A 20,527-nucleotide genomic window follows, 5' to 3' on the forward strand; every position below is an offset into this window, starting at 1 on the left:
TGCACTGAATCTTCGTGTATAAATTACCTGCCTTATATAGTTTGGCTGGCGTCATCAACGGCATTTTATGTCCTTGATGGGGTTGAGTTAAACAGAGCTCCGAATGTGGTCATCATCTGCTTCCAAAGACAAATCCGCTTGATTATTAGGGCTGCTATTCCTATGGTGAAAGAAGAGATTGGGTTGACTCATGATGTCACTTGTAATAGATGGTGTTGATGGCATCGGAGTTAATACGTGAGTGTTGGCGCGCTTTTGAGAGTTGTCCGCATTTGCGCCTTGCTCCCTCAATCTATTTGTAGCGAATAAATAGCTTGGAGATCCACTTACTTCTATATTCTGGGATGTTTGAGTTGCTATTGCCGACGGCGCATCTGATTTCGTGATACTTAATCCCAAAGCTCCACTAATTAATGCCAAACCTCCTCCCATTGTTCCCGCGACCATAACTAGTCCTAATAAGCCAACCCCCAAAGGTGCAAACACACCTGTGGCAACTAATGTCACGCCGATACCTGCTCCGATCACCAAGCCTGCTGTTGCCAATAAACCGACAATAAGCAATTTTTGTTGTGAGGAGGATTGTGGATTTGTTCCTGTATTTGCTTGACTGATTTTTGCGGAGTCTGTGTGAGATTTATGTTTAAGTTCTATCGCTGTAGTGTACACCATTTGAGGGGTAGCATCATTCTGGAAATTTTTGGAAAAAGAAAATTCAAGTGTTTTCCCTTTATTACCTGCACTTAGGATGCTCAGTATTGTATTTGCCCCATTAGGCGTATGAGAGTCAGAAGCCGTATCGACTATTTTACGCATTTGCTCCAGCATGCAAGCTGCGTTCAATTCATTTTCCTCAGAACCTATAGAAAGTTTTATTTGCTTATCACAGGGTCTACCATAGAATAAATATTCATTCTCATCAAAAGTTTCAAAATTGTAAGGGTGGTCTCTTCTTAATTGATCGTTACTAAATTCTAAATGAACGATTGATCCACTTAGTGTAGATATAATACTGCTTAATCTATCAGACAAGTTATTTAATGGTTCAGCTAATATCTTGTTTCCACCTAACTCTTGATCCAATCGTTCAATGGCATTTAAAATTTTTTTATAACTAGGGTAAAGACGATGTAATAGAGGGGCTCTTTGAAGTAAGTTATTTGTTTTATGCGTTATTTCAACAGTTGCATCTATTAAATCTTTATAATCTGCTATAGCTTTTAGATTCTTAATATATTGGCCCTCAACTGTATTATTGTCTGCAGTCCGTTGACCTTTTTCTGTTAAGGTACATGTAGTAAAGAATGGATCAGGGTGTATGTCTCCTGCATAAAGAGCATCTGCTTTATAAGTAGAATTAAGACGGAAAGGCTCTATAACATTAAGCTCATTAGGTATGAAGCTAAATCGAACTCTGTATATTTCTTGTTCTGTACCATCCTTATTTTTTTCAGTCTCCATGTCACAGGGAATATGAGGTGTTGGTGCACAATAGTTCATTATGAGATTATAGTTTTCCTCAGTAGCCGGTAATCTTAACTCAATAGACGCGTGGCCAGTATCTTTGTCAAGATATTTAGTTTGGCTATTCGTTCCCCATGTTTGGATTATCGCTATGCCTTTCTTCATAATTAGTTACTCTGACATTTTATTTCTCCATATATTAACCATCTTGTTTAAATGATATCCAATCAAATATTTTGAGCTCACATATAAGATTATTAAATAATTGATTGCATTTAATGGGTTATTGGGTTTTGGAAGAGCTTATTAGTCAGAATAGGAGTCTAAATTTATAGGATTGCAGCATGTTGGTATGATGCAGAACCTTCTGCTTAGAAGGTTTTATTCATGAATTTTTTAGTTGCGCTAAATTAACTTTCCCAAATCACAGGAAATAAAGAGTGATTCATAGGAGCTCCTTCTGGAAGTTCGTTGATTAATCCTGGAAAATCAGGTGAAGTTACCCATTTACGTGGGGCATGAGTGATGTCATCGCCTAAAAAACGCACGGAAAAAACTCTGCGTCGTTGTGTTCCAGGAACGCCTGATGCCGCATGAAGTGTTAACATATGAAAGCATATCACATCCCCAGGAACTATTTCCCAACCAAGAATAGGGTAGGCTCCACGTTGTGCTTCGATATCAGGAAGCTCGGTTAAACTTCCTTCTGGGAACCATTTCGCTTGGTTATCCATAAAAGATCGAGGCATAAGCCAAGGCCCTAAATGGGAGCCTGCAACAAATTCCAAGCTGGAAATACGGGATACGGGATCCACTGGTATCCATAAACTGCAATTTTGAAACCCTTCAATATTATAGTAGGGTTGATCTTGATGCCATGGCGTACGCTGTTGTGTTCCTGGTTCTTTAACAAGGAGATGATCATGGTAAAGCCGTGTTTTTTTGCTCCCCATCAGTGTTCCTGCAATCACACTAGCAGGTGACTCAAAAATAAATTGTTGATAATTTGGATTGGTTTGCCAAGTACAAAAGTCTTCTATAAATTGCCCTGGATCCTCACTCTTACTTGCAATTTTTGACCGCTGGCTAGGTGATTTCAGATTCAGCTCAATGCCTTCACGAAGTAATGTAATTTCTTCAGGATTTAGAATTTGACGAATGCAGATCGCCCCATCTTTTTTATAAGCATCAACATGTGCCTGAGTTACGAATTTTTTAACACGTTGCAGGACTTCTTGAGAAATAAAATGAGAGTGCATGTTCCATGAGAAAATGTAAAGAATTTTGTTGATGTTACTAAAATTTAATAAAAGGAGCTACGCATCTTGGAATCAATCAACTTATATTTTTAAGTTATGATTTTCATTTATATCTTCAACGTGTACTCGCGATCTCATTGATTGACGATCATGCCTTTTTTGTCGAGCTTACGTGTATAACTAAAAAATTCATGAGTGCTAAAAGTTATGCTATTTTAGCTCTTTTCCATTAGAAAAGGATTTAGAGTGCCTGAGTTGCAGTTAAAAGCTAATGAGCGAAAAATTATTTTTCTTGCCTCTTTAGGTGGTGCCTTGGAATTTTATGATTTTGTCATTTACGTTATTTTTGCACCTATAATGAGTCAGATTTTTTTTCCAGAAACAGATAAACTCGCATCATTGATGAGTGTGTATGCTGTTTTTGCGATTGGATACTTAATTCGCCCTTTAGGTGGGATTGTGTTTAGTCATTTTGGCGATAAATATGGGCGTAAAAAGACATTTATTGTTTCCGTAATTTTAATGGCTGTTCCCACATTACTTATTGGATTTTTACCGACGTATCAACATATTGGTATTTTTTCCAGCATCATGCTAATTTTTTTACGCTTATTGCAAGGATTGTCCATCGGGGGTGAAATTCCAGGAGCATTAACGTTTACCTGTGAGCATGTAACCCCACGTTCACGAGCATTGGCTTGTGGTGTTATCTTTTCTTTCCTCAATTTTGGTATCTTTCTTGGATCAGTAATTAGTTTAATTTTAACCAAACAACTTTCAAATGAACAATTATTAAGCTTCGGCTGGCGTATCCCTTTTATTTTTGGTGGATGTCTTGGTATATTTAGTTTTTATATACGTAAGCAATTATCAGAAAGCCCATTATTTATTGCATTTCAACATACTGCAGAACGTAAACGAATTCCTTTTGCTGAGGCTATCAGTGGGTATTGGCGAAAAATTTTGCAAGGTGTCGGCTTAACCTGTTTAGGTTCTGTCATGATTAATCTTGTGTTTTTATATATGCCTACTTATCTTTCTTCGATTCTTGCTTATCCTCTACAACAAGCGACTTTGTTTAATACAATCAATTTAGCTTGTTATTCCTTATTGTTAATTTTTCTGTGCTGGTGTGGTGATCGATATGGACGAAAACTTATTCTGTTGATCGGTGCTATAGGTTTTATCTTATTGAGTTATTTTTTATTCGCAACTTTGTCTCAGCAAACAACACAGTCACTTATCATTGCTTTATCTATTTTAGGCTTTTTAAGCAGTTTTATTATGGTGTATCCCAGCCTATTAGTGGAATTATTTCCTGTCTCTATTCGCTATACGGGGATTGCTATTTCTTATAACCTTGCATTTGCTTTTTTCGGTGGCTTAACTCCTTTTATCGTTACTTACCTTATTGAAACATATAACAATAATCTTGCCCCAAGCTTTTATCTTATTTTAAGCGCTGTACTTTGTTTGATAGCTGTATTAACCATTAAGAAGCTCTATTTAGAATCGGAGATCCAATCATGAGGTTTGCTGTGAAATTATATCTAATTATCTGTTGTTCATTTTTATTTTCTATAGCACATGCAACCCGCTCTTTTATTATTGATACGGATGTTGGAACTGATGATGAGTTAGCGCTACTTTATTTATTGGCACAAAAGGATATTGATATTAAGGCCATTACTGTAGTGGGTACCGGAGAGTCTCACTGCCCCGCTGGATTAAAAAATGTTGCTGGATTATTAGCGTTAATGCATCAAGAAAAAATTCCTTTGGCCTGTGGACGTGTTACTCCATTATCTGGAGAGCATCATTTTCCCGATTGGTTACGTAAACAAGCAGACAATTTAGCAGGGGCTGCTGATTTATTGCCTAAAGTGGACGTTAAAACATCGCAAACGGCAGTGCAATTACTGGAATCCACGTTACGTAGTGCCAATGAACCTGTTGAGATTTTAGCAATTGGTCCATTAACGAATCTCGGTGCACTTGTAAATAAAGCTCCGGAGTTAAAAAATAAAATTAAAATGATTTATATTATGGGTGGGGCGGTGGAAAGTAGTGGAAATTTAATTGAGGTTGATCAAACTATTAAAAATACTACCGCAGAGTGGAATATTTATGTGGATCCTAAAGCAGCGGACAATGTATTTCGTTCTGGGGTACCAATTACCATGGTAGGATTAGATGTGACCAATCAAGTTCCTGTGACTCCAGCTTTTTATCAAAAATTAAAGCAAAATCAAAACAGTTTGGCGAATCAATTTTTTTATGAGCTTTTTCATCAAAATGAAGCTGAAATAATCGATCACAAATGGTATTTTTGGGATGTTCTTTCCGCCATTGTTGCTTACGATGATTCAATCGTCCAGGCAAGCAATAAAAAATTACGTGTGTTATTAAGTCCGGAGGAGCAATCGGGTACTACAGTAGTGGATAAAAATGGCAATAATATTCGCGTCTGTACTACTGTAGATAAGCAACGATTGGAACATATTTTAATGAATACATTAAAGGCTACATCTTGATTAATGAGCTAATTGGCCAGGACAAAGACTCTATGGAGCGAAGCTCGTGCTTCGCTTCGTTTCATCCAGGCTAGATTCACCGGAGCGCCCTAATCAGGGATAGAACGCTTTTCTTCAAAAAAATGTACTTGCCCCGTTTTTATATCATGGAGTCCAGCGACAATTCCTATCTGCTTTTTATGAATTAAATCTTGAATTATAGGACTTCTTTCTTGTATCTCTTTAACTACTCTTAGGGCATTAGCTTTGGCGATGGCATCAATGAGCTTAGAATCGCTACAATTTTTTGTTCCTTGCTCTTGCATGCTGGGTTGAACCATAGGTTCAATTTTATGCAAAACATCAGTTAAATGCCCCAATTGAACGCCATCACAAGCTCCTGCTACAGCACCGCAAGAGGTATGGGCTAAGACCACGATAAGACGAGCGCCTATAACTTTGGTTGCATACTCCATACTGCCTAAATTGTCGTCATTAAGCACGTTTCCTGCGACACGTAAGGTAAATAAATCAGCTAAACCTTGGTCAAAGAATAATTCAGGGACACTTCGAGAATCCATGCAATTTAGAATTACTGCAAAAGGATATTGTCCGAATGAAGATTGATGTGCTTGTTTTAAATAATCTCTAGTTATTTGTTGATTCGATAAAAAACGTTGATTTCCATCTTTTAAACGTTGCAGTGCTTGCCTGGGTGTCATGTGTTGTTGCTTTGTTTGACTTAATGTTTTACCCAGAAGAAGGGATTCTTCATTTGCAGAATAGGTGTAGTTACCCAAAAGGCTTATGAAGACTAAGATCAAAATTTTAGTGAGATGTTGCATTACAATGCTCCGTTTAAATGAGAAATCTTCCTTTTCTTAATGATAACGTAATAAAAATGATCGCACACGTCTAAAAATAATTTTTTTGTGACCTTGAATTTTAATAAATTGCCTCTATTTTCTTATGTATCGCAACCACTAAAAGGAGAATGTGAATATGAGTACCATTAGACGTGATTATTTTCCTGTATATAATGAAATTGGCTCTTTATTAGATAATTTTTTAAAGGGCAACAATTAGATGCTTCTTTTGTTGACACTAGTTCATGGGCTCCTCCAGTAGATATAAAAGAGGAAAAAGATCGCTTTTTAGTACTTGCAGATATCCCTGGAGTAAATAGGGAAGACATACAAATATCTTTAGAACATAATGTATTAACGCTTCGTGGTGAGCGCCACTTCGAAAAAACAGAAAAAAAAGAAGGGTATACGCGTATAGAGCGTTCGCAAGGACAGTTTTATCGTCGTTTTAGTTTGCCTCAAACAGCTGACGATGCAAAAATAAGCGCGAAATACAAACAAGGAGTGCTCGAGATCTCGATTCCCAAGAAACAAACGGCAGTTCAGAAAAAAATAGACATTACGGTAGAAGAATAAAAATTTATTGAGATAAAGAATAGAAGATTCTGGAATCTTCGGCATTATTCATCTCGTTAGAATGCAGTGTAGATGTTAGTTTAAGGATAAGGATTATATTATAACCAGAGTTTACCGACTCTGCTCGAGCTGAAAAGATGCGTTAGCATCATCACGAAGCCTTAACACGAGTATATCAAGGCTTCGGACGGCGTTTTGCGCTTGCTGAGCCCGGGAGTGCTCATTCTTATCCATAACTCACGGTAATCTAAGTTATTAAACTGAAGTTATGTTCTAAAGTAATTGGTGATTTGCAAATGCATTTCACCAACTTATTGAATGTGATGCTCTAGTGATTTGCATCGTTATTAATCCATACTGAAGTTCAAATTACTATTATGGCTCTCATCTATATCTATTGTTTTATCCCGCTCTTTAACTGCATTTTGGAATCTTTCTTTAAAAGATGGTGTTGTTAAAGTTGATATTTCAGAAATACGAGCTATCGCTGTTGCTTCTGCGGCTGTTGTGTCAAGTTCTAAAGTAGAATTTTTTGTATTAAGGTGAATCAATTCTGTTTGCAATTGTCGACCAAAGTTACTAAAGGAAGTAGGTGTAGAAATAGTCGCCTTAGAGGCGTTTTCTACATTAAATCCATCAGCTTTCATGGTACTTTTTAACTCATTACTAATCCCTGCTTTGAGTACTTCTGTAGCGGTAGTAGAACAATTAAACTTATAAAAACTATAAGCGGAATTGCTTTGAGCTAAACTTGCCATCTTATCAAGAACATTTTCAGCATCAAGCGCAAAAACAGGTGCATTATGATCATTGGAGGTAGAGATTCTAATGACTGAGGAAGGGCGCTCTCCTACACTGAGATGTCGTTCTTCAAAATCAATTTGGCATAATTTAATTTGTGCATCTATTCTAGCTATATCTTTATGAATCTCATGATAGCGAACATTTTCGGCTTCATTTAAATCAAGATCTTTATTAGGTTCCCTATTTTCACGGCGAGCATTGAAAACTTCATCCTTATAAATTTTTAGCTTATTCTTCAATTGTTCGAGTTCATTTTTTAATGCAGTTTCGTCAGCTTTTAACTCTTTATAAGCGGGATCATCGCCAATATTTTTTTGAAGTACTGTATGTGAAATCTCTTTTATTTTAGTAATTGTTTTCTCTCGTATAAACGCGCCTTTAACATTAGTTTTATTTTTTTCAGGAACTTCGTCGCCAAATATATGATCATGTGCGTGAGGCTTAATTTTTTGAGAAGGTTCATGGCGCCATTCTGCCTCTAAATCATCTCTATGGCTGTTAATATGATGGCCATTAGTATGCCCAGGCCACCAGCTAAAATAGACGAAATAGCTTACTTGTTCTTTAGGAGCATAATTTCCATCTGCTTTTTTTTCAGGAACAATTTCTGTGCGTTTACTTATTGAAAGACCAGGAACATCTTGATATTTTTTTGCGAGTTCATTCCCTTTGGCATCAGCAGGAAAGGTTAACTCAATTGCAGCATGTCCAACATTTCCTCCTAGCAATATCGATTTAACTGGTTTGCTAAATCCAACACCTTTTGAACCGCTTTTCCAAGTATAGATTTCAATTGGCATAATTAATCTCCAAATAGGCTTGTGATTCAATTATGCTCTTATTGTTTAATTAGCGCCTTACCAGGGACTTACCAATTTATGAAACATAGGAATAGACTATAACGCTCAAAAAAAATAAAAATTTGAGGGTGTTAGCCTAATCTGGGTTCAAAAGCGCGCAGGTTTATTTGTCATTAAAGAAAATTGAATAGGTAAGGTGCGAAGAAAGTATTTGGGTATGAATATCTTATCAAGTTTAAAAGTACGCAAAAAAAACCGGGATTTCAGTTCTTGTTATCCCGGTTGGAATATCAATGATTAAGCAACTACAGGAACAGTTTGGTTCACTACTTTTTCCATATCGTTCAGCTTATTAGCGGAATCTGTATTAAAGAATAGGAAGTGTCCAGTAAATGCTAAATTAATCAGGCCAGCAGCTACATAACCAATACCAAGTCCGATAATTGCGAGAGCCAAGTTGCCCAATACTTGTTTCCATCCTCTATGGGTTTCCAATTCAGGGCGTGCTTTTTTGATAGCTCGATGGCAAAGAATACTAAATTCTTCATCATTGATTCGGTTGTTGAAGTATCGCACAGAGCCAAGCTGAATCATAAATTAAGAGCCTAAGAACGTTTCATATACATTATAAAACCTGATATAAATAAAAAGAAACACTTTAGGAAGCAATAATGTGGGATAGCAATAGAAAAGAATATTTAAATCGTGTATTCAAGATTAAAGAGTATCTAAAAGAGGGCAAGTTTATTGAAGCAAATGATTTAGTAGCCGTGCTTTCAAAACTGATTTGTTCCGGCGACCGAGTATGTATTGAAGGCGATAATCAAAAGCAAGCCAGCTTTTTAGCTGCTGCGCTGTCCCAATTAGATCCCAACCAGGTGAATCATTTGCATATGATTCAATCTGCTATTGCATTACCTGAGCATCTTGATATCTTTGAAAAAGGAATTGCTAAGCGAATTGATTTTTCTTATTCCGGCCCACAATCAGTACGCTTAGCTAATATGGTTAAAAATAAAACAATCGAGATCGGAAATATTCATACTTATAATGAACTTTTTGGTCGATTGGTTGCTGATCTAACACCCAATGTTTGTTTGCTTATGGCAGATCAAGCTGACCGACAAGGTAATTTATTTACCGGAGCGAATACTGAAGAAACCCCTGCAATTATTGAAGCAACAAATTTTAGAAACGGGATTGTTGTGGTTCAAGTAAACGAAGTGGTTGATCGTTTACCTAGAGTCGATATTCCAGGCGATTGGGTTGATGTTATTATTAAAGGTCCGGAACCTTCTTATATAGAGCCTCTTTTTACCCGAGATCCTGCGCAAATAGATGAGATCAAGATTTTAATGGCTATGATGGTCATTAAAGGAATATATGCGCCTTATCAAGTAAATATTCTAAATCATGGCGTTGGTTTTAATACATGCGCGATAGAATTGCTCTTACCTACCTATGCAGAATCATTAGGATTAAAAGGTAAAATAGCACAGCACTGGATTGTGAATCCCTTGCCTACTTTAATTCCCGCTATAGAAGCTGGATTTGTAAAATCCATTTACCCTTTTGGTGGGGAAGTGGGTATGAATCGCTATGCTGCTGCTCGCCCGGATGTGTTTTTTACAGGTAAAGAAGGATGTTTGCGTTCTAATCGCATGTTAGGCCAGCTTGCAGGCCATTATGCATGCGATGTATTTATTGGTGCTACATTGCAGATGGATCTTGAGGGAAATAGTTCAACTGCTGTTGAAGGTCGAATTGCAGGTTTTGGTGGTGCTCCAAATATGGGTTGTGATGCTCCTGGACGCCGCCATTCCTCTTATGCTTGGCTTAAAGCAGGCCAAGAGCGTGGTGAAGCATTAACAACGAAAATGCCTCGAGGAAGAAAACTAGTGATTCAAATGGTTGAAACATTTCAAAGTTCAGCACGGCCTACTTTTGTAGAAAAATTGGATGCATGGGAATTACAAAAAGCAATGAATGCTGACTTGCCTGCGGTGATGATTTACGGAGATGATGTAAGTCATATTGTGACTGAAGAGGGTATTGCAAACCTCTTAATGTGTCGGACTATGGCAGAGCGCGAGCAGGCAATTCGTGGGATTGCTGGTTATACAGAAGTTGGAATGAAAAGAAATAAGACAAAAGTTGAAGAATTGCGTCAGCGAGGTATCATAACACGTCCTGAAGATTTAGGCATTAAGGTATCGGATGCAACAAGGGATCTTTTAGCTGCCAAGTCTATTCGAGATCTAGTTGATTGTTCTCATGGTTTATATGAGCCACCCGCAAAATTTAGAAATTGGTAGAGGTAATAACTATGGAAAATATGGAGTTTCGTTTTACTCTTTCCGGCAATAGGTTACGGGGTAAAAGAACAGTTTGTGGCGTTGTGGGTTCAGGTAATCTGGAAGTGATTATTGAAGAAAATCACACTTCTGAAACCTTATTTATGATTCAAACAGCAGTGGATCATTATAAACCTGTATGGAAAATGGTGATCGCTGATTTTGTACGACAACACGCACCAATAGGCTTGCAATTTACACTCAATGATAATGGAGCAATGCCCGCTGTAGTGCTGTTGCGTTTAGCCCAAGCCCTTGAAGAATTCCAGGGTAATTACAAAATAGGTAATAACTACCAGGAATTAAGCGCGCGTGAACGAATTCAAGCTCTTTTTGATACGAATTCATTTGTCGAGTGGCTTGCTGAAGAAAAACATTATAGTCCTTATTTAGCCGCGTTAAATTTGCCGGGAGAGGCTGATGATGGCGTTGTCATTGGTTCTGCTGTTCTAGGAAAAAATAAAGTGCTCGTTGCTTCTCAGCAAAAAGATTTTATGGGTGGGGCAGTTGGCGAAATTCATGGAGCAAAACTCACTGGCTTATTCAAAGCAGCTGTGGCAAGCAAAGTTAAAGCGGTTATTTTGCTCATTGATAGTGGTGGAGTCCGTTTACACGAAGCTAATGCCGGAGAAATAGCTATTTCCGAGACGATTCGTGCTATTTTTGACGCAAGACATAACGGCATAATGACTGTGGGTGTGGTTTGCGGTAAAAATGGTGCTTTTGGAGGTATGGGCATTATTTCATCTTGCTTGGATTATTTGATTATAAATGAAGTGGGGCGTATTGGAGTTTCTGGTCCGGAAGTGATTCAAGCAGTAGCAGGTATAGAAGCTTTTAATGCATTAGATAGGGGATTGGTATGGCGCGTATATGGAGGAAAAACACGCTATTTGCAAGATGTTGCGCAAAGTTATGTAAGTTCGGACATCGCAGCAATTCGTGATAAGCTTATTACTGCCCTTGATAAAAAGATTCCTCTAGATATTAATTCAATCAAACAAAAACATAATCTCTTGAAAAAAAGATTTCAGGATACAGTAGGCTATCAGGAAGAAGGCACTTATTTAAGTCACGTTGCGCCAAAGTATGCTGCAACTCTTTTTAATATGAAGGATGATGAGTTTTTAGAGGCAGCAAAAGAAATAAAAACAAACTTATGATACTTAGAATGAATCCTATCGAGTCTTGGTTCTATGAATTGCGAAGAAGGAAATAGAAATGGTTGCATTAAATGATATTTTACAATTAATTTTTTCTCAGAAAATTGAGTTTAGTGAGCATCAATCTGTGATTTATGGACAAGCAAGATTAAATAACCAACTTACCCATATTCTCGGAGTTAAAGAATCAACTTTTCTTGGTGCTGAACAAGCGTTGATTATGGCGGAACATATAATCGAAATTCTTGAAAGTCAATCTAAAGATCCCGTATTGCTTTTAGTGGATGTTGCAGGACAAGAATTATCGATGCGTGATGAATGGTTGGCTATGCAGCAATACTTTGGTCATTTGCTTGAATGTCTTGAATGTCTACGTCACCAGGGAAATCCATTGATATCACTGGTTTATAATCAAGCATTGGGTGGTGCTTTTATTGCCTATGGATTGATGGCGGATACTATCTTAGCATTGCCGGACGCAGCTTTAGCGGTAATGTGGTTGGAAGGTATTTCTAAAGTGACCAAGATAGAATTGGAGCAGCTAAAAGAGCTTAGCAAAACATTTCCTGTGTTTGCACCAGGAGTGCAAAATTTCTATCAGCTTGGAGGGTTGCATGAGATTGTGGTTCCATCAGAGCTTGCTGAAAAAATTAGTTTGGCAATTCAAAAGAAAAATATCTCCGATGATAGGGCTCTTTTAGGGAATACACGCGGAGGAAGAAAGTTGGCTTTTTCAATTATTAATCAAGTCGCCACTCATCCATGATCCTACAACGACATCATTTAATTTATCTTGAGCCGGGTACTGATTTTTTTCTTGTGTCCTGTCATGAAAAGAAAGGATTAATTAAAGAGCAGGTTTCTAACTGGCTGGCACTAGGGTTGCCATGTATTTATGCAAAACAATTACCTGATGACGAATTCATTAATTTAGGGTTACCACTTTGGTATGCTAATAAAAAACATCGAGTGGGTCTTCGCGTTATCCCCTCAGCGGTACAAAAGACCAACTCTCCACCACAACTTCTAGAAATGCAGGATTTCTTCTTACATTATTATGGAGTTGAGGATTTAAATAGGGTTCTAGGATCACATGGAATATCTGATGTTGCCGTATATGGATCATTTTTGTCCCAATATTTATCAGGATATGATTTTGTCACGGAAAGTTCCGATCTTGATTTGCTTATTCATTATCACGAATATTCATTAAATCACTTGCAGGATCTTTTGGATGCTTTAACTCAAAAATTTAATCGAATTATAGATGGAGAAATACGTTTTCAAGGACTAGGAGATATTTCGATTAAAGAATTACTCAATACAACCACAAAAAATGTATTGTGTAAGACTAAGGACCAGGTGATCTTATTATCAAGAACAGAACTTTATGAACATTATTCCTTGTTGTGAACGAACTCTAGCGAGAATGGCGATTAGGTCGCTTTATTTTGAGGTTAAGGCTTATCCAAAACCTGGATTAGTGAGTTTTATTGATTCAGGAGCACACCATGACATGAACGGGGAAACTTTTTATCGTAGTTTGTTTACCTTACGCCATTATTTTTATCAAATCTCAAAAAAAGGGCTAACAAGCAATTCTTTTGAGGAGTTAAAAGAAATAGCGATTCAAGCTGAGCAGCGGATGCTTGAAAAAACCTTTGGCGTCAATACCCATCGTGGTGCTATTTTTGCTTTAGGTCTTCTCTGTGTCTCTGTGATGCGATTAGCCCACAAAAAAAAATCTTTTACGCCTGCTGATGTACATTTGCAGTTATTGAGCGATTGGCCAATACATTTAAGAAATCATGCTGGAAATCTTGAAAGTCATGGAGCCGAAGTACGTCGCAAATATAAGGTGGTGGATGCGATGCAAATGGCCATCCAAGGTTATAATCTGCTTTTTCAATTACTTCCAGAATTTATCGCGCTTTTTGTTAAAACAAAATCATTAGACACAGTCTGTTTATTTGCTTATGGAGCGCTTTTAGGGCGGATCGATGATACCAACATTCTCTACAAAAAAGGGAAAACAGGACTCGATTATGCGCAATGTAAAGTAACAGAATTATTGGCCATCCCCTGTTTGCAAACTCGAAGACAAAGGGCTTTGGAACTACATCAGCTTTTTTCAGAAATAGGAATTAGTCCTGGTGGAGTGGCTGATTTGATTGGTGTTTTATTATTTCTTGGGCAATTATTTTGTCAGTCTTTTAGAGATATTCGATTTTTTAAAATGAAGGTGCCTAGCAGCGGACTCCATCACGCATAAAGATTTAAAAAGGAGAGCTTAGTAAGGTAAGTCGTTTTTGGAATATAAGCGCTTTTTTGGAGCATTTTTTAGGATCAATGAAATTGCCATGAACTTTCTGCAAAATGCAGAAAGCCACTTGAATAACTTTTGAGGATCTTTTAATAATGAAATGAGGACGAATTTCCTGCTGTGTGCTTTGAGTATTCACTCATCAAATTTTTACGCTCTGGTTCTCCCATCATATTCCAATAATCACTAGTGGCAATACCATCGAGTAAGCCATGACGCACATCTCGAGTAGAAACTGAAACATATTCTTTAAAATCATTATCTAATGATCGCCATTCTGCGTTAGAAAATAATCCCAAAATTTTGGTTGATGAATTTTGGACTCGGTTACCTTAATCTTTTTGAGCTAAATAGTCAGAATGTAATTGTAATCGTTCTGGTTCACCTATTATTGACCAGTAATTACTGGTTGCCATATGATCAAAAAAGCCAACTCGCACCTCTCTAGTAGAAATATAGGCTTGGAAATCATTCTCAAGAGAACCCCATGGCGCAGTAGCCACCGTATTAGAGTTAGACTCAACTTCAATTATTTGATTTATATTTCGTAATCCCAATGCGCTAAATGGGTCATTTTCACCTGATGGATTGTGTTTATATTTATTGTCCAACTGCTCATAATAGCTTTGCTTCACCCATACTTGTTAACTCTAGTTATATCGTTTTGGCCACCACATTCGTGATAGAGTGCATCCTCCATCACAATTGCATTTTCGAATCTATAGTTAAATCAACTACTGAGTAGGGTCAGTTGACAATTCACCTGCCGCCTACGTGCCGCGGCTTGTCCGCGGCATCCAGTAGATGGTCAAATTAAAAGCTGAACAACCTAATTGATTGATTAATGAAAGCGAACTCATAATATAACGGCTCAGATACCAAGTATAAAACGAGTTTGCAATGCTTAGACTTATGCTCAATGACGAGCGTTGGTCAAAGCTGAGGGAGATCATGCTACAGCACAGAATTTATGACAAGCCCAATCTTGGTAGGATAGTTGAGGCAATGTTATATCGCATGCGGGTTGGGTGTCCTTGGCGTGACCTACCGATAGATTTTGGATGCTGGAATTGAATTTATCAACAATTTAATCGATGGTCATCTCAAAAAAGTTAATTCAAATTTTTAAAACGCTTGTGCAAGAGCCCGATTTAGAATGGGAGTTTATTGATGGCAGTATTGTCAAAGCTCATCAACATAGTGCTGGCGCGCCTAATAAGGAAGAACAAGGCATTGGTAAGTCGGCTGCTGGAAATACAACGAAGATTCATATGGCCGTTGATGCTCACGGATTACCTATTGATTTTGAAATAACAGGTGGCGAAGTGCATGATTGCAAAGTGGCACCAGAATTTATCGAAAAGTTACCTGCTGCAGAACATACTATTGCAGATAAGGTTATGATAGCGAAGAGGTTCGAGATACCATTCGAAAAAAATCATCCATTCCCGTGATTCAAGGAAAGAGCAATTCTAAAACTGGTAATGCAGATATGGATTGGGGTATTTATAAATACAGACATCGAGTTGAAAATTTTTTTGTCAGAATAAAACACGTTCGTGCAATCGCCACAAGAGTTGATAAATTAAAGCGAAACGATGCTTCTGTTGTTGCTATGGCATGCGCATTTTTATGGCTACCTATGTAGCGCAGCTTCCGGTATTATCTCAGTGTTTGCCCAACATCCAAGGAAGTACGATGAGTCTGGCTTATGTTTCTATTCTTGCGAGTCAGCATCATGGTACTCTTTACGTAGGGTCTACGTCAGACATCATTAAACGGACTTGGGAACACAAAAATAAAGTCAGTCCTGGTTTCACTGCTCAGTATAACGTACATATGCGGGTCTATCATGAAGCATGTGAATTATACGTTGAAGCAGCACGACGTGAAAAACGTTTCAAAAATTGGCCAAGACAATGGAAAATAAATTTAATAGAGAAACTAAACCCTCAATCGCGTGACCTGTATGAAGAAATTTGCCAATGATTTAGATCGAATGGATGCCGCGGACAAGAAGCAGCACGAGGCGGCAGGTGAATTGTCAACAGACCCTAGTATTTTCATGTAAAATCGGTGCATCATATTTTGCTTTTACACTGTTTGGATCAGAATTTATGGAGCTTGGATCTTGGCCTATTCCATTTTCCCAAAGTATTTGATCTATTTTTTCTAGGAAATTTTTTATTAAAACTTTATCTTGTAAATGTTCTGAATAAAATTTTAAAGCAACTTGTTTACTTGGTTGGCCAGTATGTGCTTGTTCGGGATGAGCTATTTTTATAGTTAATTTAGGAGATTGACTATCATTTAAAATTTCTCCAATAAGTGCAACAGACTTAGGCATGTTATTGGGATCGATACTAATATGAATTTTCCATACATTATCGGGGTGTCCATTGCTTCCTTCGGCTGCTCCAGCTCTCCATTCTATAACATTTTATTTCGAGTTACCTATAATTAGCCATCCTCCATCAATAGATGGCTCTGAATACATTTGATTTAGCTTTTGAAGATCTATGCCCATAATATAAATTAGCCTTTCTGGTTAATATAAAAAGGGCATATTTTTATAGTTTTATGTTGAAAAATTCACCACTTTGCAGCAATCTGAAATCTTCAGCTTCATGTCTTTGTTTCACTTAAAGTAATAAATTAGTAATAACCAAATGCGAATTATATTGCATACAATAGGTTTATCTCATGAAATCTTGAGAATATCTTAGGAAATAGTTGTATTAAAAATAGGCATTATAGTTCGTCAGAAATTGAAAAGTCACCGAGGCAGTTATTTTATTATTTTTGGATAAAACAAGTTCTTAAAATTTAAAAAATACAATCTATACTATAAGTTAAGTACGTCATACTACATTATTTATCTTAATAGGGAGAAAGTATATGGATACGATTAATAGTTTGTCGCAAATAGATAAGATACCCATACTTTCTCGAGCCTCCATTTTTACAGGTGTTGGATTTATTGAGCAAAAAATGCTTGCTGATAAATGTACTGTTGTTGCCTATAAACCTGAAGAGACTGTTATCGAGCAAGGAGAAATTGGGGATAGGCTTTATATTATTATCAAAGGTACGGTACAAGTTTCTGTGAAAACACACTCTAAGGGATGGAAACGCGTCAATACCCTGGGGCCAGGAGATGTATTCGGGGAAATTGCTATCTTACGTAATATACGCAGAACGGCGCGGATTGTCACAATTACTGCTTGTCAGTTTCTTACAATTAATGCCAAAGATTTTTTAGATGTCTATCAATATTTTCCTGCAAGAGCACGTGACAACATTCAGTTAGTTGTTGCCAAGCGTCTACAAGAAAGTGGTGTTTATGTCCGCATGTAGAAAAAATGGGGGTAAGTGTATTATCCTGGAAATAAAAAATGGGAACTCATTTTATTAATATAATATTAGGATTTATTGAGGGCTTTGGCCTGATTATTTCTCCTTGTATTTTGCCCATTTTACCTATTTTTCTGGCAGGATCTCTGACGGGTTCTAAAAAAAGGCCTGTAGGCATCATTATTGGTTTTACTTTATTTTTTTCTCTCTTGGTATTTTTTTCACATCAATTAGTTCAGTACTTTGATATTGATTTTAATTGGGTCCGCGATTTTGGTTATGCTATTTTGTTACTATTGGGGAGCATTATGCTCTCTAATTATTTAACAGAACAATTTAGCAAAATAACCCAAGGATTTACCCGCATAGGAAATTTTTTTTCTACGGCAAATAATTCTGAAGGAGGATTTTGGAATGGGCTGTTATTTGGATGCATAATTGCAATTATTTGGACACCATGTGCGGGACCTATTTTGGCGGCAATAATCGTTCAAACAGCCTTGCAAAAAGCAACATTCGTTAGCTTTTTAACTCTTATAGCCTTTGCTTTAGGCGCGGCAATCCCGATGTTGATTATTTCTCTGTATGGAAAAAAATTAATTAATACTTTTACTTTCTTTAAAACTAGGTCGATTATTTTTCGTAAATTTCTAGGTGGTTTGATTATTGCAAGCGTGGTCTACATGCTTTATTTTGAGGGAGTCGTTGTTTCTACTTCTGTTACGCCGCAAACAGGTATTAAAACTTCAACTTCATTGATTGATGGATTGTGGCTTACTTACCCCGCCCCACCCATAGAGGGTATCGATGCGTGGATAAATTCTCCCCCCTTACACATTAAAGATTTGAAGGGAAAAGTGGTTTTAGTGGATTTTTGGACGTATTCGTGTATCAATTGCTTACGTACTTTACCCTACGTTAAAGACTGGTATAAGCGCTATCACAAGCAAGGATTGGTGATCATTGGCGTTCATACGCCCGAATTTGATTTTGAAAAAAAACTAACTAATGTGGAAGCTGCTGTAAAGCTCTATGGAATTTTATATCCTGTAGCGCTTGATAATAAGTATGTTACCTGGAGTAACTATGAGAATCATTACTGGCCAGCCCATTATTTAATAAATAAAAAAGGTGATGTAGTTTATAAGCACTTTGGGGAAGGAGATTATGATATTACCGAAAATAATATTCGTTTTTTACTTGGTGTGAAGGATTTAACTACTTTTGAATCTACTCAAGATAATGCGGTTTCTTTCACACAAACTCCTGAAACTTATTTAGGATATGGGCGAGCAGATACCTCTTACAGTCCAATACTCATAAAAGATAAAACAGCGCAATATCATTTTTCTCCAAAGTTATCTGTTAATGCCTGGAGTTTGGAGGGCTTATGGCAAGTTCATGAGGAGTATATAAGTGCAGAAGAGGTGAATGCGGCACTAAAAATACATTTCAAAGCAGGTAAAGTGTATGCTGTTATGGGAAATAATACTGCAAAACCGATTAAGGTTAAGGTCATTTTAAGTGATTCGAACGGCAAAAAAATAAAGGAGAATAATGTATTAGTCGATAAATATTCTATTTATCAACTTGTTGCACAAAATAAATTTACCAATGGATACTTGCTCATGATTGTTAATGATCCTGGCGTTCAACTCTATACCTTTACTTTTGGAAATTAGGTTAACTGTATCTAAAATTGTTATTTTGCAGCAATGGATAAAATTTTTTTTACCTCGGCAATTGTATTCCCTTCTTCATTAGTAATAGGTATATAAAATTCTGATTCAATTTTTTTAGCTTCATCTACCTGGAGTCGAATTTTTTCAACCTGATCCATTGATAATTCAAATCGTGCATAAAGAGTACCTTTAGCAGGTATTTTATAACGAATAGAGGCTGATTTATCCCAAACGATATATCCCTTACCTAATAAATTCAATAACATGAGCATGTAAAATGGATCAGTCATGGAGTATATAGAACCTCCAAAATGAGTGCCTACATAATTTTTATTCCAAAAGCGCATTTTCATTTGGACAATAATAGATGTTCCCTCAGGATTGAAATTTTTTACACGAATTCCTGCACCTAAAAAAGGTGGCCAAAATCGCATCATTTTTAATAGTGTTGAAAATTTCATGCAATGATTCCAGATAAAAAATAGAGGATTTGGGACAAATTTGAAATGATTATAATACTTAACTTTTATTTAAGTCTATTTGAGCTGATTGGTAAAAGAAGTTGTATGGAAAATGTACTAGAGATTTCGCAGATAAAGTGCTTGATCATGTGCTCAATGAATGGTGAAAAATAATATTTAACTTTTCTTGAAAACGAAACAAATTTTGAATTTTTTGAAATTAAGAACTACATTTAATAAATAACTAAATTTTTATTAGTTAAAACCTCAACAATAAGGAGATATGAAATGAATAAGGATATTTTTCAGGGTAAATGGGAAGAAGTTAAAGGGCACATGAAAAAAACCTGGGGCAAGCTTACTGATGATGATTTAAAACAAATTGAAGGGAATCAACAAGAAATTTTCGGAAAACTTCAAAAACACTATGGCTATAGCAAAGAACAAGTAGAGAAAGCAATAAAAGACTTTCGAAGTAAAACTCACCATTGATAATTAGTCATTGTGTTATTTTTTACAAGGAGTCTGACATGGAAAACAAGGGAATTGTTAAATCAGGGGAACTTACCGGTACCAAAGTAATGAATCCTACACATGAGAATTTAGGTGAAATTGCCGAAGTTGTTATCGATAAACTATCTGGAAAAGTGAATTATCTGGTGCTTGATTTTGGCGGTTTTTTAGGGTTTGGAAATAAATTTTTTGCGGTACCTTGGAATTTGTTTTTGTACGACAATAAGGATGATTGTTTTATTCTTAATGTGGACAAACAACGATTAAAAGATGCTCCGGGATTTGACAAAGATCATTGGCCAAATTTTTCTGCTCCGGAGTTTACCACTACTATAAGTGGATTTTATACAGGTGGTAAGTTATAAAACATCTTAAAATCAAATTTTTGTTGTTTG

Annotated in this window: 21 protein-coding genes and 2 pseudogenes; 14 read left to right on the plus strand and 9 right to left on the minus strand. The window is 36.7% G+C overall.

Features of this window, described 5'->3' with window-relative positions:
* Positions 1–87: 87 nt before the first annotated feature.
* Entirely contained in the window at positions 88–1,629 is a 1,542-nt protein-coding gene (locus tag EL220_RS18670; protein WP_232002646.1) for a hypothetical protein, read from the minus strand.
* A 245-nt stretch (positions 1,630–1,874) separates the two neighbouring features.
* Complete coding sequence (locus EL220_RS05655; RefSeq protein ID WP_027271758.1) at positions 1,875–2,723, minus strand: phytanoyl-CoA dioxygenase family protein; 849 nt, start codon at positions 2,721–2,723, stop codon at positions 1,875–1,877.
* Between the two features lie 246 nt (positions 2,724–2,969).
* Here EL220_RS05655 and EL220_RS05660 point away from each other — a divergent pair, with 246 nt between their 5' ends.
* Both EL220_RS05660 and EL220_RS05665 read left to right on the plus strand, forming a co-directional pair.
* Positions 2,970–4,253 (plus strand): MFS transporter, encoded by a 1,284-nt coding sequence (locus EL220_RS05660; protein WP_027271759.1) that lies wholly within the window; start codon positions 2,970–2,972, stop codon positions 4,251–4,253.
* 8 nt (positions 4,254–4,261) lie between these two features.
* Positions 4,262–5,257 carry a nucleoside hydrolase gene (locus EL220_RS05665; RefSeq protein WP_232002647.1) on the plus strand — a complete coding sequence of 332 codons (996 nt, stop codon included), beginning with the start codon at positions 4,262–4,264 and terminating at the stop codon, positions 5,255–5,257.
* Positions 5,258–5,346: 89 nt separating this feature from the next.
* Here EL220_RS05665 and EL220_RS05670 read toward each other — a convergent pair whose 3' ends face one another.
* Complete coding sequence (locus tag EL220_RS05670) at positions 5,347–6,081, minus strand: carbonic anhydrase family protein (RefSeq protein ID WP_027271761.1); 735 nt, start codon at positions 6,079–6,081, stop codon at positions 5,347–5,349.
* 157 nt (positions 6,082–6,238) lie between these two features.
* Between EL220_RS05670 and EL220_RS05675 the strand changes: the two are divergent.
* Positions 6,239–6,678: pseudogene (locus tag EL220_RS05675) on the plus strand (Hsp20/alpha crystallin family protein).
* 347 nt (positions 6,679–7,025) lie between these two features.
* Here the strand turns inward: EL220_RS05675 and EL220_RS05680 are convergent.
* Positions 7,026–8,282, minus strand: coding sequence for a mitotic spindle assembly checkpoint protein MAD1 (locus EL220_RS05680; protein WP_027271763.1), 1,257 nt, complete (start codon positions 8,280–8,282; stop codon positions 7,026–7,028).
* Positions 8,283–8,579: 297 nt separating this feature from the next.
* On the minus strand, positions 8,580–8,876 hold the full coding sequence (locus tag EL220_RS05685) for a hypothetical protein (RefSeq protein WP_027271764.1): 297 nt from the start codon (positions 8,874–8,876) through the stop codon (positions 8,580–8,582).
* A gap of 77 nt (positions 8,877–8,953) precedes the next feature.
* Between EL220_RS05685 and mdcA the strand changes: the two genes are divergently transcribed.
* Genes mdcA through EL220_RS05710 form a run of 5 tightly spaced genes read left to right on the plus strand, consistent with a single transcriptional unit; the run spans position 8,954 to position 14,071 of the window.
* The gene (gene mdcA, locus EL220_RS05690) at positions 8,954–10,597 is read left to right on the plus strand and encodes a malonate decarboxylase subunit alpha (protein WP_027271765.1); all 1,644 of its coding nucleotides are present in this window, start codon (positions 8,954–8,956) and stop codon (positions 10,595–10,597) included.
* An 11-nt stretch (positions 10,598–10,608) separates the two neighbouring features.
* The gene (locus tag EL220_RS05695; protein WP_027271766.1) at positions 10,609–11,799 is read left to right on the plus strand and encodes a biotin-independent malonate decarboxylase subunit beta; all 1,191 of its coding nucleotides are present in this window, start codon (positions 10,609–10,611) and stop codon (positions 11,797–11,799) included.
* 58 nt (positions 11,800–11,857) lie between these two features.
* Complete coding sequence (locus EL220_RS05700) at positions 11,858–12,565, plus strand: biotin-independent malonate decarboxylase subunit gamma (protein ID WP_027271767.1); 708 nt, start codon at positions 11,858–11,860, stop codon at positions 12,563–12,565.
* On the plus strand, positions 12,562–13,212 hold the full coding sequence (mdcG, locus tag EL220_RS05705; protein WP_027271768.1) for a malonate decarboxylase holo-[acyl-carrier-protein] synthase: 651 nt from the start codon (positions 12,562–12,564) through the stop codon (positions 13,210–13,212). The genes EL220_RS05700 and mdcG overlap by 4 nt, the downstream gene beginning before the upstream one ends.
* Positions 13,190–14,071, plus strand: coding sequence for a triphosphoribosyl-dephospho-CoA synthase (locus tag EL220_RS05710; protein ID WP_051544750.1), 882 nt, complete (start codon positions 13,190–13,192; stop codon positions 14,069–14,071). The genes mdcG and EL220_RS05710 overlap by 23 nt, the downstream gene beginning before the upstream one ends.
* 140 nt (positions 14,072–14,211) lie before the next feature.
* Here EL220_RS05710 and EL220_RS05715 read toward each other — a convergent pair whose 3' ends face one another.
* A complete protein-coding gene (locus EL220_RS05715; protein WP_027271769.1) occupies positions 14,212–14,421 on the minus strand; it encodes a hypothetical protein in 210 nt (69 codons plus the stop codon).
* Positions 14,422–14,454: 33 nt separating this feature from the next.
* Positions 14,455–14,757 (minus strand): hypothetical protein, encoded by a 303-nt coding sequence (locus tag EL220_RS05720; protein ID WP_027271770.1) that lies wholly within the window; start codon positions 14,755–14,757, stop codon positions 14,455–14,457.
* Between the two features lie 265 nt (positions 14,758–15,022).
* On the opposite strand from EL220_RS05720, the pseudogene EL220_RS05725 reads away from it, so the two are divergent.
* Positions 15,023–15,770, plus strand: a pseudogene (locus EL220_RS05725) (IS5 family transposase).
* Positions 15,771–15,820: 50 nt separating this feature from the next.
* Positions 15,821–16,111, plus strand: coding sequence for a GIY-YIG nuclease family protein (locus EL220_RS05730; protein ID WP_128130974.1), 291 nt, complete (start codon positions 15,821–15,823; stop codon positions 16,109–16,111).
* Between the two features lie 55 nt (positions 16,112–16,166).
* Here EL220_RS05730 and EL220_RS05735 read toward each other — a convergent pair whose 3' ends face one another.
* Positions 16,167–16,469, minus strand: a complete 303-nt coding sequence (locus EL220_RS05735; RefSeq protein ID WP_027272395.1) for a hypothetical protein — start codon at positions 16,467–16,469, stop codon at positions 16,167–16,169.
* A gap of 551 nt (positions 16,470–17,020) precedes the next feature.
* On the opposite strand from EL220_RS05735, the gene EL220_RS05740 reads away from it, so the two are divergent.
* Both EL220_RS05740 and EL220_RS05745 read left to right on the plus strand, forming a co-directional pair.
* Positions 17,021–17,479, plus strand: coding sequence for a cyclic nucleotide-binding domain-containing protein (locus tag EL220_RS05740; protein WP_027272394.1), 459 nt, complete (start codon positions 17,021–17,023; stop codon positions 17,477–17,479).
* A gap of 38 nt (positions 17,480–17,517) precedes the next feature.
* Entirely contained in the window at positions 17,518–19,158 is a 1,641-nt protein-coding gene (locus EL220_RS05745; protein WP_027272393.1) for a cytochrome c biogenesis protein DipZ, read from the plus strand.
* 20 nt (positions 19,159–19,178) lie between these two features.
* Here EL220_RS05745 and EL220_RS05750 read toward each other — a convergent pair whose 3' ends face one another.
* On the minus strand, positions 19,179–19,619 hold the full coding sequence (locus EL220_RS05750; protein WP_027272392.1) for a DUF4442 domain-containing protein: 441 nt from the start codon (positions 19,617–19,619) through the stop codon (positions 19,179–19,181).
* A 288-nt stretch (positions 19,620–19,907) separates the two neighbouring features.
* Here EL220_RS05750 and EL220_RS05755 point away from each other — a divergent pair, with 288 nt between their 5' ends.
* Positions 19,908–20,111 (plus strand): CsbD family protein, encoded by a 204-nt coding sequence (locus EL220_RS05755; protein WP_027272391.1) that lies wholly within the window; start codon positions 19,908–19,910, stop codon positions 20,109–20,111.
* A 38-nt stretch (positions 20,112–20,149) separates the two neighbouring features.
* Positions 20,150–20,497, plus strand: a complete 348-nt coding sequence (locus EL220_RS05760; protein ID WP_027272390.1) for a PRC-barrel domain-containing protein — start codon at positions 20,150–20,152, stop codon at positions 20,495–20,497.
* The last annotated feature ends 30 nt before the right edge of the window (positions 20,498–20,527 follow it).

The sequence above is a fragment of the Legionella sainthelensi genome (assembly GCF_900637685.1).
GTDB lineage: Bacteria > Pseudomonadota > Gammaproteobacteria > Legionellales > Legionellaceae > Legionella > Legionella sainthelensi.